This window comes from Frankia tisae (assembly GCF_025403405.1).
GTDB classification, from domain to species: Bacteria; Actinomycetota; Actinomycetes; order Frankiales; family Frankiaceae; genus Frankia; species Frankia tisai.
Genome location: NZ_JANEZT010000006.1, coordinates 1 through 14,742 on the forward strand (window position 1 = coordinate 1; position 14,742 = coordinate 14,742).

Consider the following 14,742-nt stretch of genomic DNA (forward strand, 5'->3'; position numbering starts at 1 on the left):
CAGGTCCGCAGGCCCTCGGGGCGCATCGACCGGGCCTCGGCCGACGCGGTGTTCGCGCTTCGGCGAGCCGAGGTGGAGGCGGACCCCGGCGACTGGCGGCGCTGGTACCGGCTTGCCGTCTCCTACGGCGATGCCGGCGACTCCCGGCGCGGACGTGCCGCGATGCGGTACGCCATCGCCCTCGAGCGGGATCCGCGCTGACCGGCTGGCCCGGCCCGAGCCCGAGAAATCAGCGTTGAAGTGGCCACGGGATTACCGGCTGGCTCGGTTTGCGATGCTCGGAGCGTCCACTGAGCCGGACGGCGGCTGTTTGCCTACCGAATGCGAACGGCTCGGTCGGGAGTATTGACTGCTCATGCGGTGCGATCAGCACGGCCCCCGACCGCGGATTTCCTGGTGGCGGGCTGACGCGGGGGGAGGGGCGCGGTACTAACGGGTCGACGCCCTGTGTACCATGCTCGAAGGCCGTTGTAGACGGCTGTCTGGACTACTGGGGGGTAGTGCTGTGGTGGTGTCATGCGGCCTTTCAGGGCCGGTCCGGTGGTGGCAGTGCTGACTACCCCGACGGACCAGCGATCACGGTGATCCCTCGATTCCGGATAATCTGAGGTCCGGGTTCCCGGCCTCTTCACCTGCCCGTGCGGCGCCGACCGAACCACTGCGTCGCACTCTCGTCTGGCTCTCGGGATGTGGTCCGTCCGCGTCGCCCCCCGTCCCACCGGCGGTCGGTGGCCACTCTCCAGGGTCCTCGATGTTTCAGATCCGGGAGCACTCGACGTGCGTGCGATAGTGACCGGCGGCGCCGGTTTCCTCGGCAGTCACCTCTGTGAGCGTCTGCTCGGCGACGGCTACGAGGTCATCTGCTTCGACAACTTCCTCACCGGCCGACCGGAAAACGTGGAGCACCTGCTCGTCGATCCTCGTTTCCGTCTGATCAACCGGAACGTGAACGATTTCATCTATGTTTCCGGCCCGGTTGACGCCGTGCTGCATTTCGCCTCACCGGCATCGCCGCTCGATTACTACGAGCTGCCGATCGAGACGCTGAAGGTCGGCTCGCTGGGTACGTTCCACGCCTTGGGCCTCGCTCGGGAGAAAGGCGCCCGATTCCTGCTCGCCTCCACCTCGGAGACGTACGGGGACCCGCAGGTCAATCCGCAGCCGGAGGACTACTGGGGTAACGTGAACCCGGTCGGCCCGCGCAGCGTCTACGACGAGGCAAAGCGATTCGCCGAGGCCGTGACCATGGCCTACCACCGCAAGCACGGCGTCGACACGGCGATCGTGCGGATCTTCAACACCTACGGCCCCCGGATGCGGCTGGATGATGGGCGTGCCGTCCCCGCCTTCGTCTCCCAGGCGCTGCGCGGGGAGCCCATCACCGTCGCCGGTGACGGCTCCCAGACCCGGTCCATCTGCTACGTCGACGACCTGATCGACGGGATCGTCCGGCTTCTGCACTCGGACCTGCCCGGCCCGGTGAACATCGGCAACCCGCACGAGATGTCCATTCTCGACACGGCGAGGCTCGTGCGCGACCTGTGCGGGTCGACGGCGCCGATCACCTTCGTCCCGCGGCCCCAGGACGATCCCTCCGTGCGCCAGCCGGACATCACCATCGCCCGCACCCGGCTTGGCTGGGAGCCGAAGATCAGCCTGGATGACGGCCTGACCCGCACGATCTCCTGGTTCGCCGGCCAGCTCACCGAGAGTCGCCAGGTCGCCTGAGCACGCGGTGTACTCCGTCGGTGTCCGGGCGGGTACCCGCCCGGCTCCGGCGTTTCGCGGGTGACACTCCCGAAACCGCTCGCCCACGTTGTGGTCTATCAATGGCGCAGGTTGGGTGGAGAACTGGCCGGGCTGGCTCGAGAGCTTGAATGCCCGCCGATGCCCGGTTGATCCCGAAAGCGGGGTGGTGACTGTTCGACCCGGGGGTTGTGTTCTCCTGTTCCGGTCGTCCGCGGCCGCCTGCGCTGCGGTGCTCCGCGAGCTGTCTTTCGCGAACGTGGGTTGTCCGAGTTGACGGAACAGCCGGGTTGCCCGATCGGCCGGGTTGCCCGAAGAGCCGGGCTGACGAAGAGGAATTGGATGGTCGAGGTATGACGTCGACGGACCGGACCGGGATCATCCTGGTGACCGGGGCCGCCGGATTCATCGGCTCCCACACCTGCGTCGAGCTCCTGGCGGCGGGGCACCGGGTGGTGGGTGTGGACAACTTCATCAACAGCTCGCCGCGGGTCCTGGACCGGTTGCGTGAGGTCGCCGGCCAGAGCCTCGAGTTCGTCCGGCTCGACGTGCGTGACCGGGTGGCTCTGGGCGAGGTGTTCCGTCGCTGGCCGATCGGCGCTGTGATCCACTTCGCCGCGCGCAAGGCGGTGGGCGAGTCGGTCGAGATGCCGCTGGAGTACTACGACACCAACGTCAACGCCACCCTCGGCCTCGTCAGCGTCATGGCGGAGCACGGCGTGCACCGCCTGGTCTTCTCGTCGTCCTGCTCCATCTACGGCGCGGTCGACACGGTTCCGATCACCGAGGACACCCCGGCTCGGCCGACCAACCCCTACTCGCGCACCAAGTGGATGTGCGAGCAGATCCTCGCCGACGTCTGTGCCCGCGACCCGGCCTGGCACGTCATCTCGCTGCGGTACTTCAACCCCGCCGGGGCGCACGAGTCCGGCCTGCTCGGCGAGGACCCCCGCGGCGTGCCGAACAACGTCATGCCATATCTCGCCCAGGTGGCGGTCGGCCGGCGCGCCGAGCTGGCCGTCTTTGGCGACGACTATCCCACGCCCGACGGCACCGGGGTGCGCGACTACATCCATGTGGTCGACCTGGCCGAGGGCCACCGTCAGGCCGTGGACCACCTTGATGACCAGGCGGGGCACCGGGTCATCAATCTGGGAACCGGCGCGGGGACGTCCGTGCGGGAGCTGCACGCGGCTTTCTCCGCCGCCTGCGGCCAGGATCTTCCCTGCCGCGTCGTGGCGCGGCGGCCCGGCGACGTCGCCGCGCTCGTCGCCGACGCCACGCTCGCCCGCGAGGCGCTCGGCTGGACGGCCCGCCGCAGCGTCGCGGACATGTGCCGGGACGCCTGGCAGTTCCAGCGCCTCAATCCAGAGGGGTACGACGATGGAGAGGAGCCTGATGAGCACGTCGGACAGCCATGAGGACGCGGAGGCTCCGGCCAGCGGGCCTCGACCCCGGCTGACGGTCATCGGAACCGGCTATCTCGGCGCCACGCACGCGGTCTGTATGGCCGAACTGGGCTTCGAGGTGCTGGCCGTCGACGTCGACCACTCGAAGATCTCCCGGCTCTCCGCGGGAGAGATTCCGTTCTTCGAGCCGGATCTCGCCGATCTGCTGCGAACGAACCTCGCCACCGGCCGGCTGCGCTTCACGACCTCCTTCGAGGAGATCGCCGAGTTCGGTGACGTGCACTTCGTATGCGTCGGCACGCCGCAACGTCCCGATGGCTACGGGGCGGACCTCAGCCATCTCAACGCGGCCATCGAGCGGCTGGCGCCCCTGCTGACCAGGCCGTGCCTGGTGGTCGGCAAGTCGACCGTCCCGGCCGGCACGGCCGCCGGAATCGCCCGGACCCTCGCCCGGCTCGCCCCGGCGAATCGTCCGGCCGGCCTGACGGGGGACTCCGCCGGTCCGAGTGCCGCCGATGCGGACGGCTCCGGCGTGACCGGTTCGAGCGTCACCGGGGCGTCCGTGACCGGCACGGTGACGGGCGCCGAGACCCATGCCGAGACCCATGCCGAGATCGTCCCCGATCTTGCCGGCGTGCAGCTCGCCTGGAACCCGGAGTTCCTGCGGGAAGGCTTCGCGGTGGCCGACACCCTGCATCCCGACCGGCTCGTGTTCGGGGTTGCCTCACCGGCCGCCGAGGGGGCGCTGCGGGCGGCCTTCGCCCCGGTGATCGCCCAGGGCGTGCCGGTGATCGTGACCGACTACGCGACCGCGGAGCTGGTCAAGACCGCGGCGAACTCCTTCCTCGCCACGAAGATCTCTTTCATCAACGCGATGGCCGAGGTGTGCGAGGCCGTCGACGCCGACGTGCTCACCCTGGCCGAGGCGCTGTCCCACGACGTCCGCATCGGCGGCAACTTCCTTCGTCCCGGCGTCGGGTTCGGCGGCGGCTGTCTGCCCAAGGACATCCGCGCCTTTCAGGCCCGGGCCGACGAGCTCGGCGTCGGCGTCGCGCTGCGGTTCCTGCGCGAGATCGACGAGATCAACAACCGGCGTCGGGACCGGGTCGTCGACCTGGTCGCCGCGGCGCTCGACGGCACGCTGTCGCATCGGCGGCTGCTCCTGCTCGGCGCCGCCTTCAAACCGAACTCGGACGACGTACGCGACTCGCCGGCGCTCGCGGTCGCGGACCTGCTGGCCCGCACCGGCGCCGACGTGACGGTCGTCGACCCGGTCGCGACCCTCAACGCGCGGCGCGCCCTGCCCGGTGTCGCCTACAGCGAGACCGTCGAGGACGTGGCCGTGGACGCCGACGCCGTCGTGCTGCTCACCGAGTGGCGCCAGTTCGCCGAGCTCGACCCGGCTCGACTGGGCCGGCTTGTCCGCCGCAAACTGATCATCGATGGCCGGCACGCCCTCGACGGCGACCGCTGGCGCCAGGCTGGCTGGGTTTACCTGGCCCCCGGCCGGCCGACGGGAGTCATTCCCAGCCCCGTGCCGGAGCAGCGGCCGCGCTTCGGGCTACCCGCCGCGGCAGACTCGGACGGCGCTGCCGCCCGTGACGCGGAGATCGAGGCACCGGTGGGGCGCCGGTCCTGACCGGCACGGGTGCGTGCCCTGCCGGGACGGGGCCCGATGGGGCGCAGGCCCCGTTCCGGCGGGGCGGCCCCCGTGATCGGCGAGGTAGGGTGCAACGCATGCCTCGCCTCGTTCGACATCGGTGAGCCCGGTCCCGGCGTCGCGGTCGGCCGCGCCCGGGACGGCAGGTGCCCGTCCGTTCGAGATCGATGAGGAGATTTCCCGGCGATGAGTGACGCGCCGATCGTCCGCCCCCTGCCCGTCAGTGGTTTCCCGGAGTGGCTGCCCGAGGTCCGGATCGTCGAGCAGCGCTGGCTCGACACGATCCGGGCGACCTTCGAGCGTTACGGCTTCTGCTCGGTGGAGACCCCGTCGGTCGAGGCTCTGGACGTGCTCACCGCGAAGGGGGAGACCTCCCAGGAGGTCTACACGCTGCGCCGCCTGCAGGCCGACGCAGACGACGACAGCGCCCGCCTCGGCCTGCACTTCGACCTGACCGTGCCGTTCGCCCGGTACGTCGCCGCGCACTTCAACGAGCTCGTCTTCCCGTTCAAGCGCTACCAGATGCAGCGGGTATGGCGCGGTGAGCGACCCCAGGAGGGCCGCTTCCGCGAGTTCACCCAGTGCGACATCGACGTCATCAACGTCGACCGGGTGCCCCTGCACTTCGACGCCGAGCTGCCCCGGATCGTCCACGAGGTGCTCGGCACCCTGGGCGTCCCACCCTGGACCCTCAACATCAACAACCGCAAGGTGCTGCAGGGCTTCTACGAGGGGCTGAGCATCGGCGATCCGCTCGCGGTCATCAGGATCGCCGACAAGATGGACAAGATCGGCCCCGACGGCGTCGCGAACCTGCTCGCAGCCCAGGCCGGACTCGACGCCGACCAGGTGCGGGCCTGCCTCGATCTCGCCGCGATCCGGGCGACGGGCCCCGGGGTCGTCGACGAGGTGCGCCGCCTGGGCGTGAAGTCGGATCTGCTCACCGAGGGCCTCGACGAGCTCGCCCAGGTCCTCGACGACCTCGCCGACCTGCCCGCGGGCAGCGTCGTCGCGGACCTGTCGATCGCCCGCGGCCTCGACTACTACACCGGCACCGTCTACGAGGCGAAGTTCGTCGACTGGCCCGACTTCGGCAGCATCTGCTCCGGCGGTCGGTACGAGAACCTGGCCGGCTCGTTCATCCGCCGAAGCCTGCCCGGTGTAGGCATCTCCATCGGCCTGACCCGCATCTTCGCCAAGCTCCTCGCCGAGGGCCTGCTGCCGACCGGCCCGGCGAGCCCGGCCGACGTGCTCGTGGTCGTCCCCGCCGCCGAGCGCCGGGCGGCGGCGCTGGCCACCGCGACGGCGCTGCGCGCCCGCGGGCTGAAGGTCGAGACCTACCACCAGCCGGACAAGCTGGCCAAGCAGATCCGGTACGCCGCCCGCAAGGGCATCGGCTTCGTCTGGTTCCCCCCCTTCGACGAGGGCCGGGAGCACGAGGTGAAGAACATGGCGACCGGTGAGCAGACCACCGCCGACCTCACCGCCTGGCACCCGACCTCGTCCTGACGGGAAAGAAGCGGATTCCGGATGCGCGCGGCGGGTGGACCGCCGCGCCATCGCGGGAGGGCTGCCCGCCGCGACGTGGCTGGGCGGCCGAGGATTGACGGGGGCGGAGACCCCCGACCGCACCAGGCCACGCCGCGCGAGCGGGCACTGCGACGCCTCGTCGTTGGGGACTGAAGAGGCGCCCACAACCGGTGTACCACGCCTGCACCGGCGTCCAATCCCCGTGCGCCGATCGCGTGACCGGACGGGTAAGTGGGTGCCGACACCGGCCGCGTTGGGCGATTGCTGGCCCGCTCTACTGATTGCGGCGCGGCTCTACTGATTGCGCAGTGGCTCGGCTGAGGAGGGCTCGGCTGAGGAGGCAGTGGCTGGCTGGCCCGCTGCGGCCGACTGCGGACGACAGTCCTGGCGCGCCCACCACAGCCGGAAGCCAGGCGGCCGGTGGCGGGTTCGCGAGGTCCGGCGCACGCCGGGCAGCTCGGAGCGTCTACCGTGGTCGAAGTCCGCGCCGGGGCAAGGGTCGTCCCGGGAGGCCGCGGTGGGCGATGGAGGTGGCAGTGTCGGAGCCGGCGTCCGAACCGAATTCCGGGACGGCGTCCCAGGCGGTACCCGACGCGGTGACGCCGGGGTCCGCGGTGGCGCCCGCCGGCCGGGCGACCGCCCGGATGCGGGTCCAGGTGATCGCGAGGACCGAGTTCCTCCCACCGGCGGACGTGCCGTGGAGCACCGATGCGGACGGCGGCCAGGCGTTGGCGGAGTTCGCCGGCCGGGCCTGCTACCAGAGTTGGAGCAAGCCCAACCCGGCGACCGCGACCAACGCCGGCTACCTGCGTCACATCCTCGACGTGGGGCATCTGTCGGTGCTCGAACACGGCACCGTCTCGCTCTACCTCACCGGTGTGTCCCGCAGCCTCACCCACGAGCTGGTCCGCCACCGGCATTTCTCCTACAGCCAGCTCTCCCAGCGGTATGTCCCCGAGCACGACGCGGCGATCGTCGAGCCCGAGATCGTGGCCGGTGACCCGGAGCTGCACGCCTTGTTCGAACAGGCGGCGGCGGCGTCCCTGGAGGCGTATGGCCGGCTGCTGGAGGGGCTGGAGAAGCGGTTCGCCGACATCTCCGCCCCCACCTCGCGGCGCAAGCAGGCCCGGCAGGCCGCCCGCTCGGTCCTGTTGAACGCGACCGAGACCCGCATCGTCGTCACCGGGAACTATCGGGCGTGGCGGCATTTCATCGCGATGCGCGCCAGCGAGCACGCTGATGTGGAGATTCGCGGTCTCGCTGTCACGATCCTGCGCGAACTGCAGGCGGTGGCGCCCAACGTCTTCTCGGATTTCCGCATCTCCACCCTCGACGACGGCACGGAAGTCGCGTCCAGTCCGTTGGTCGGGGAGGGCTGAGGCAGCCGGCGCCAGGCCGACGGGAGGAGGAGCGGCGAATGACCAGCGTCGTCGATGCAGTGCGGCCGGAGGACGAGGCCACCGGCCCGCTGTCCGCCGCGGAGCTCGAACTGCTCAACGCCTACTGGCGGGCGGCGAACTACCTGTCCGTGGGCCAGATCTACCTGCTGGACAATCCGCTGCTTACCGAGCCGCTGCGGGCCGAGCACGTCAAGCGGCGGCTGCTGGGCCACTGGGGCACCACGCCGGGGCTGAACCTCATCTACGTCCACCTGAACCGACTGACCTACCGCCGCCGCAATCACCAGAACCTGCACGTGCGCGGCTACATCGAGGAGGGGACGACCACCACCCCCTTCGGCATGGTCATGCTCAACAACCTCGACCGCTTCCACCTCGTGGCCGACGTCATCGACCGGGTGCCGAGCCTGGGCGCTCGGGCGGCCCACGTTCGCCAGCGGATGGTCGATGCTCGCCTCGCCGCCCGTGCCTACACCCGCGAGCACGGCGAGGACGACCCGGAGATCCGCGACTGGACCTGGCCCTACTGACGGTGGCCGGTCTGACGGTGAACGTCCTGGTGGTCAACGCCGGGTCGGCCAGCCTCAAGCTGCGGCTGGTCGGCCCGGACGACAACCTGCTCGCCGACCGGGATCTCGACGCGCCCGCCGGCCACGCCGACCCCGCCGAGCTCGACGCGGCGCTGGGCGAGCTCGCCGGCGCCGGGAACGGCGAGCCGGGTGCGGTCGGCCACCGCATCGTGCACGGCGGCACCGAGTTCACCCAGCCGGTGCTCGTCGACGAGGAGGTGGCCGACCGGCTGCGCGCGCTCACCGCGCTCGCCCCGCTGCACCAACCGGCGGCGCTCGACGCGCTCGACGCGGTGCGGGCGGCCCTTCCCGAGGCTGCCCAGGTCGCCTGCTTCGACACGGCGTTCCACAGCCGGCTGCCGGCGGCGGCGGCGACCTACGCCCTGCCGGCGGGGTGGCGGGAAAGGTACGGCATCCGCCGTTACGGCTTCCACGGGCTCTCGCATGCCCATGCCGCACGCCGCGCGGCGCGCCTCACCGGCGCTCGGCGCATCGTGACCTGCCACCTGGGCTCGGGCGCGTCGCTTGCCGCCGTCCTCGACGGGGTCGGCGTCGACACGACGATGGGCTTCACCCCGCTGGAGGGCCTGGTGATGGGCACTCGTTCGGGCAGCGTCGACCCGGGCGCCCTGCTGTGGCTGCAGACCGAAGCCGGCCTGAGCGCGGCGGAGCTCACCGAGGCGCTGTTCCGCTCAGCCGGGCTGCTCGGGCTCGCCGGCACCGCGGATCTGCGTGCGGTCGAGGCCGGCGCCGCCGGTGGCGACCCGGCCTGCGCGCTCGCGCTGGACGTCTACCTGCACCGGCTGCGGGCGCAGATCGCCGCGATGACCGCGGCGCTCGGCGGGCTGGACGCCCTGGTGTTCACCGGCGGGGTCGGGGAGGGCTCGGCGGCGGTCCGCGCCGGTGCCGCGGCGGGACTCGGGTACCTGGGGGTGGCCGTCGACCCGGCACGTAACTCCGCACCCGCCGACGGGACGGTCGACCGCGAGATCGGCGCGCCGGGGGCCGCGGTGCGCACGCTCGTCCTCACCGCCCGGGAGGACCTGGAGATCGCTCGGGGGGTCCGGAGCGTCCTCGCCGGTGGCGCTGGGTGAGTGGCGCTGGGTGAGCGGCGCTGGATAAAGCGGTAATCTCCTGATTCGTGCAGCCGAGGGGAGCCGTCGAGGGCGGAGGCTGGCGCTGATGGCGTCCGCCGGTTCGGCTGGGGCCGGCCCCGGCCGGCTGTGGCGGTGGAGCCGGCGCGACGACGCCGAGCACGCCCCCGTCCTCGACCTCACCGACGTTGACGAGGTCACGATGACCCTGCTCGCCCCGCCGGCGCCCTTCCAGGGACTGCGGCGGCGGGTGGTCGACCAGTTCACGATCCTCAGCGCCAACCGGTGCCGGCTGGCCCGCTCGGTCAACTGGGGTCCGCTGGACGCCGTACTCAACCAGGTCGTCCCGGTGACGGGTGCTGGCCGGGTGAACACCGTCGGCAGGCTGCCGCCCGAAGTGCTGGTACTGCTGCCGGTCTCCACGCTGTCCAAGCGGGCCCTGGTGGCCTTCGACCTCACCGGTCCGAGCGGTTCGGACGCGCACCTGATGCCTTACGGCACGTCGGTGGCTCTGCAGGGGAACCTCATCGCCGGGCTCGCCGATCCGCTCGGGGTGCCGCTGAACGGCCCGGCCCGCCGCATGGTCGACGCCATCTCCCGGTTCCGCCCTGGCCGGCTGTCCGGCAACTACCCGCGGCTGGTCCCGGCGCGGGAACGTCCGCTGCGGCTCGACGCGATCCGGACCTACCTGGAACGCGAGGCCGAGCTCGCCGTGCCGGCGTCCCGGCTGGCCCGGTGGCAGGACCTCGTCGTCGACGCCGAGCGGGTGCTGGCCGCCGCTCTCGCCGAACCGTTCGACCCTCTCAGCAGCTCCGAGACGCTGCTGCTCGCCGTCGGGGAACTCTGGCGGGATCCGGACGTTCCCGACGGGCGCGAGCTGGACGCCGTCGAGCGGTACCTGACCGGGTTCACCGCCTGGATCGACGCGCTGGTCGGCGTCGGGGCGGCGGCCGAACCAGTGCTGACGACCGTGGCCGAGTACGGGCGGCGCTGGGAGGCTCTCGCTGCCGTCACCCTCGACCCCTACCGGCCGTTTCTGATCAAGACGAGTGAGGAGCTGCGCACCGTGCTCGTCCGCGGCCGTCCGGTGTTCGGCCGGTCCGCGCCGGTGTGGCGCCAACTGCTTCACCCGGCCGCGCTGGTCGACATCGACTCGGGCGGCACGGGCAGCTATCACGTCAGCATCGGCACCGACGACACGAGCATCGAGCTCGACACCCCGATGATGATCGACCTGTTCGGCGACCCGGTGCCGCGCACCTACATCGAGGACGTCCAGCGCAACCGGGAGGTGTACGCCTTCTACACCACCGACGCGCGCCGGCTGCCGCGGTCCCGGCTGGTCGTGGGGCTCAGCGTCTCCGCGGACGTCTCCCGCGTCACCGGCGCGATCAGCCTGTTGATGCTGCTCACCGCGGGCCTGTGCGCCCTGCCGGTCGAGCTGGCTCCGGATGCCGTCGCCGTGATCACGCTGCCGTCCTCGTTCGCCGCGACGGTCCTGCTCACCCGGGAGCGCAGCAGTCTGGCCGCCTGGGTCCTCGGCCCGGCGAAGACGACCCTGCTCGCCCTGCTGGTGACGCTCGCGGTCCTCGCCGGGTTGCGGGCCGCCGGTTGGCACGCCCCGCCCGATCCGCCGCCGCCCGCCCCGTCCACCGTGGCGACCGATCCGCCCGCGCGGCCCGCGGAAGACGCCGTGACCGTCCCTGACCGGCGCGGTGGCGGTACGCTGGAAGCTCTGTAGCGGCGAACGGGACGGTGGCGGATGCCGAAGAACTACGGCCCGGGTGTGGCGCTCGGCACGCTCCGTTCCGGTGGGCTGCGATCGCTGGTGCGCCTGGGCCGCCGGGACCTGTGGTTGCGGCTGGACCGCAACATGCTGGGCGCGGGCGGTCGCGGGAGCGCGCCGGGGCTGGGATTGCCCGGTCGGGCGTCCGGGGGGTCCGTTCGCGCACACTAGTCCTTCTCGGCTCTGTTCACCGCCTCGGCTCTGTTCACCGCCTCGGCTCTGTTCACCGCCTCTTGCCGGTTTGCCCGATGGCGGCCTGTGCAGCCGCGTCGGGCCTGGCGTCGGCGATCGTCGGCGGCGCGGAGCTTTCGACTGTTGGCCACCGCGGCCGACGGCGACGGCGGTGCCTCGAGCCGGGTGCTCATGTCCGGGGCGCCGGCCTGCTGGCGGACCGGGCCGGACGAGGCCGCGGGCGGGGCGCTCGGCGGTGGCAGCGGCCCGCCCCGCCGCGGCGGTTCCCGGCGCGGCGCCTGGGTGCCGGAGGTGGCAGGTGGGCGGACGAGGCGTGGTGGGTGCGGGGTGGCGTGAGATGTGCAGGGTGGTTGGTGATCGAGCGTGCGTAGGCGACCTGCCCGGCGGTGCGGCGGTGATGTCCGATCCGGGCGGATCCGCCCTGCGCGGGCCGCGCCCGGCCTGGCCGGCGCGGCGGGTCGGGCGGACGATGGGTTCGCGCCGGGTGCCGCACGGTGCCTGGTAGGAGCACGGGTGGTTTGTTCGGTGGTCGGCGCTCCGCGTCGGCCGGAGAGATGATGTCGGAGGTGTGCTCTAGCGTGACCGGTATGTCAGTGTTGCCGCCGGCGCCGTTCGGGCGCATGGTCACGGCGATGATCACGCCGTTCCTGGTGGACGGCGCTCTCGACGAAGCGGGTGCCGCGCAGCTCGCGGTCCGCCTGGTGGACGCGGGCAACGAGGCGCTCGTCGTCAACGGCACCACCGGGGAGTCGCCGACCACGACCGATGCGGAGAAAGCCCGCCTGGTGCGCGTGGTCGTCGAGGCCGTGGCCGGGCGTGCCCGCGTCGTTGCCGGCGTCGGGACCAACGACACCGCCCACACGGTGGAGCTTGCCCGGGCGGCCGAGGCCGCGGGCGCTCAGGGGCTGCTCGTCGTCGCGCCGTATTACAGCAAGCCGCCGCAGGCCGGGCTCGCGTTGCACTTCACCACCGTCGCCGACGCGACCGGGCTGCCCGTTATGATCTATGACATTCCCGGCCGGACGGGGGTGCCGGTGGCGACCGACACCCTGATGCGGCTGGCTGAACACCCGCGTATCGTCGCGGTCAAGGACGCCAAGGACGACCTGGCCGCCTCCTCCTGGGTGATGGCGCGGACGAATCTGGCGTATTACTCCGGCACGGACGCGCTCACCCTGCCGCTTTTGTCCATCGGGGCCTGTGGGGTCGTCAGCGTTGTTTCGCACGTGGCCACCCCGGCGATCCGTGCCATGATCGAGGCCATTGGGGCCGGTGAGGTGGGTCGGGCGATCGCGCTGCATCAGGGCTTGCTGCCCGCGTATGAGGGAATCTTCCGAACGCAAGGGGTGATCTTGGCAAAGGCCGCGCTACGGCTTGCCGGGCTGCCGGCGGGTCCGGTCCGACCGCCGCTGGTCGACGCCACCCCCGCCGAGGTCGCGCGGCTACGCGCCGACCTCGCCGAGGCGACGCTGGATGTCGGCGGCCAGCGCGGAGCCGGCGCGCGGCAGGCGCCGGCCGGGCTCGCCGTCGTGGCGGCGGGTGAGGTCTCATGAGCCGCCCGCACCCCGACTACGGTCCCCCGCCGCCGCTGCGCGCGGACGGGTTGCGCATCATCCCGCTCGGCGGGGTCGGCGAGATCGGCCGCAACATGACCGTCTTCGAACACGCCGGCCGGCTGTTGATCGTCGACTGCGGCGTGCTGTTCCCGGAGGACTTCCAACCCGGGGTCGACCTGATCCTGCCGGACTTCACCGCCATCCGGGACCGGCTGGCCGACATCGACGCGCTGATCCTCACCCACGCGCACGAGGATCACATCGGTGCGGTCCCGTACCTGCTGCGGGAGCGGCGCGACATTCCGATCATCGGCACCCGCCTCACCCTGGCGCTGCTGAACGCGAAGCTCGCCGAGCACCGGATCAAGGCGGTCACGCAGGAGATCCGCGAGGAGGAGCGACACACCTACGGGCCGTTCGAGTGCGAGTTCTTCGCGGTCAACCACTCGATTCCGGACGCGGTGGCCGTCGCCATCCGCACCGACGCGGGCCTCGTCCTGCACACCGGCGACTTCAAGATGGACCAGCTCCCGCTCGACGGTCGGCTCACCGACCTCGGCGGCTTCGCCCGGCTCGGTCGCGAGGGCGTGGACCTGCTGCTGTCCGACTCGACCAACGCCGAGGTGCCCGGATTCGTCAGCTCGGAGCGGGAGATCGCCCCAGTGATCGACGGGATCTTCCGGGACGCGACCCGCCGAATCATCGTCGCCTGTTTCGCCAGCCACGTGCATCGGGTGCAACAGGTGCTCGACGCCGCCGAGACGCATGGCCGCTCGGTCTGCTTCGTCGGCCGCTCGATGGTGCGCAACATGGGCGTGGCGCGCGACCTCGGCCTGCTGCGGGTGCCGCCGGGTCTGATCATCGACGCCCGGGACGTGGACTCGCTGCCCGACCGCAACATCTGCCTGATCTCCACCGGGTCGCAGGGCGAGCCGCTGTCGGCGCTGTCCCGGATGGCCAACCGTGACCATCAGATCCGCATCCAGGCCGGGGACACCGTCGTGCTGGCGTCCAGCCTCATCCCCGGCAACGAGAACGCGGTCTTCCGGGTCATCAACGGCCTGACCCGCTACGGCGCGAAGGTCGTCCACAAGGGCGTCGCCAAGGTGCACACCTCCGGCCACGCCCCGGCGGGCGAGCTGCTCTACGTCCTCAACGCCACCCGTCCGTCCAACGTCATGCCGGTGCACGGCGAGTGGCGCCATCTGCGGGCGCACGCGAAGCTCGCCGAGGCCACGGGCGTGCCCGCCGACCATGTGGTTCTCGCCGAGGACGGCATGGTCATCGACCTGCTCGACGGTCGGGCTCGCATCACCGGCGCGGTGCCCTGCGGTTTCGTCTACGTCGACGGCGCCGCGGTCGGCGACGTCGGTGAGCCGAGCCTGAAGGATCGCCGGATCCTCGGTGAGGAGGGCTTCATCACGATCACCGTCGTGGTGGATGCCGCCGCCGGCAAGGTCGTCGTCGGCCCCGACCTGTCCGCCCGCGGCTTCACCGACTCGCCCGCCACCTTCGACTCGGTGGCCCGGCTGGTCAGCGACGGGCTGGCGGACGCGATGCGCGGCGGGATGAACGACACCGCGGCCCTGCAGCAGCTCGTGCGGCGCACGGTCGGCCGCTGGGTCAACGAGCACTACCGTCGCCGTCCGATGATCATTCCGGTGGTCCTGGAGGTCTGACCTGCCGGGGTGGCCCATCCTCGCCCACCCGTGCGGGTGGGTGTGCCCAGTACGGCGCGCCCGGTTCGTCGGGGTTGCAGGGACTCGGCCGCCTCTCTGTGTACCGTTTCGACGGTGGCCA

At 71.6% G+C, this 14,742-nt stretch carries 11 protein-coding genes and 1 pseudogene; all 12 read left to right on the forward strand.

Features of this window, described 5'->3' with window-relative positions; translation table 11 throughout:
* Positions 1-201 (forward strand): annotated as a pseudogene (locus NBZ85_RS01265) (hypothetical protein); the annotation flags it as partial.
* Between the two features lie 576 nt (positions 202-777).
* Positions 778-1,728, forward strand: a complete 951-nt coding sequence (locus tag NBZ85_RS01270; RefSeq protein ID WP_261553812.1) for a UDP-glucuronic acid decarboxylase family protein — start codon at positions 778-780, stop codon at positions 1,726-1,728.
* Positions 1,729-2,099: 371 nt separating this feature from the next.
* Positions 2,100-3,167: a UDP-glucose 4-epimerase GalE gene (gene galE, locus NBZ85_RS01275; protein WP_261553813.1), complete on the forward strand. Its 1,068-nt coding sequence runs from the start codon at positions 2,100-2,102 to the stop codon at positions 3,165-3,167.
* A complete protein-coding gene (locus tag NBZ85_RS01280) occupies positions 3,145-4,794 on the forward strand; it encodes a UDP-glucose dehydrogenase family protein (protein WP_261553814.1) in 1,650 nt (549 codons plus the stop codon). Before galE ends, NBZ85_RS01280 begins: the two co-directional genes overlap by 23 nt.
* Positions 4,795-5,001: 207 nt before the next feature.
* Complete coding sequence (gene hisS, locus NBZ85_RS01285) at positions 5,002-6,324, forward strand: histidine--tRNA ligase (protein ID WP_261553815.1); 1,323 nt, start codon at positions 5,002-5,004, stop codon at positions 6,322-6,324.
* 665 nt (positions 6,325-6,989) lie between these two features.
* The gene (gene thyX, locus NBZ85_RS01290) at positions 6,990-7,724 is read left to right on the forward strand and encodes an FAD-dependent thymidylate synthase (RefSeq protein ID WP_261553844.1); all 735 of its coding nucleotides are present in this window, start codon (positions 6,990-6,992) and stop codon (positions 7,722-7,724) included.
* A 38-nt stretch (positions 7,725-7,762) separates the two neighbouring features.
* Positions 7,763-8,275, forward strand: a complete 513-nt coding sequence (locus tag NBZ85_RS01295; protein ID WP_372517643.1) for a phosphoketolase family protein — start codon at positions 7,763-7,765, stop codon at positions 8,273-8,275.
* Positions 8,276-8,292: 17 nt separating this feature from the next.
* Positions 8,293-9,408 carry an acetate/propionate family kinase gene (locus NBZ85_RS01300; RefSeq protein WP_261553816.1) on the forward strand — a complete coding sequence of 372 codons (1,116 nt, stop codon included), beginning with the start codon at positions 8,293-8,295 and terminating at the stop codon, positions 9,406-9,408.
* A gap of 88 nt (positions 9,409-9,496) precedes the next feature.
* The gene (locus NBZ85_RS01305) at positions 9,497-11,149 is read left to right on the forward strand and encodes a hypothetical protein (RefSeq protein ID WP_261553817.1); all 1,653 of its coding nucleotides are present in this window, start codon (positions 9,497-9,499) and stop codon (positions 11,147-11,149) included.
* A gap of 360 nt (positions 11,150-11,509) precedes the next feature.
* A complete protein-coding gene (locus NBZ85_RS01310; protein ID WP_261553818.1) occupies positions 11,510-11,722 on the forward strand; it encodes a hypothetical protein in 213 nt (70 codons plus the stop codon).
* 221 nt (positions 11,723-11,943) lie between these two features.
* Positions 11,944-12,939, forward strand: coding sequence for a 4-hydroxy-tetrahydrodipicolinate synthase (gene dapA, locus NBZ85_RS01315; RefSeq protein WP_261553846.1), 996 nt, complete (start codon positions 11,944-11,946; stop codon positions 12,937-12,939).
* Positions 12,936-14,621, forward strand: coding sequence for a ribonuclease J (locus NBZ85_RS01320; protein ID WP_261553819.1), 1,686 nt, complete (start codon positions 12,936-12,938; stop codon positions 14,619-14,621). Before dapA ends, NBZ85_RS01320 begins: the two co-directional genes overlap by 4 nt.
* Positions 14,622-14,742: the final 121 nt, after the last annotated feature.

Coding starts and splice junctions, on each gene's coding strand:
- galE (WP_261553813.1), top strand. CDS start 2,100: ATGACGTCGACGGACCGGACCGGGATCATCCTGGTGACCGGGGCCGCC.
- dapA (WP_261553846.1), top strand. CDS start 11,944: ATGTCGGAGGTGTGCTCTAGCGTGACCGGTATGTCAGTGTTGCCGCCG.
- NBZ85_RS01295 (WP_372517643.1), top strand. CDS start 7,763: ATGACCAGCGTCGTCGATGCAGTGCGGCCGGAGGACGAGGCCACCGGC.
- NBZ85_RS01305 (WP_261553817.1), top strand. CDS start 9,497: ATGGCGTCCGCCGGTTCGGCTGGGGCCGGCCCCGGCCGGCTGTGGCGG.
- hisS (WP_261553815.1), top strand. CDS start 5,002: ATGAGTGACGCGCCGATCGTCCGCCCCCTGCCCGTCAGTGGTTTCCCG.
- NBZ85_RS01320 (WP_261553819.1), top strand. CDS start 12,936: ATGAGCCGCCCGCACCCCGACTACGGTCCCCCGCCGCCGCTGCGCGCG.
- thyX (WP_261553844.1), top strand. CDS start 6,990: ATGCGGGTCCAGGTGATCGCGAGGACCGAGTTCCTCCCACCGGCGGAC.
- NBZ85_RS01280 (WP_261553814.1), top strand. CDS start 3,145: ATGAGCACGTCGGACAGCCATGAGGACGCGGAGGCTCCGGCCAGCGGG.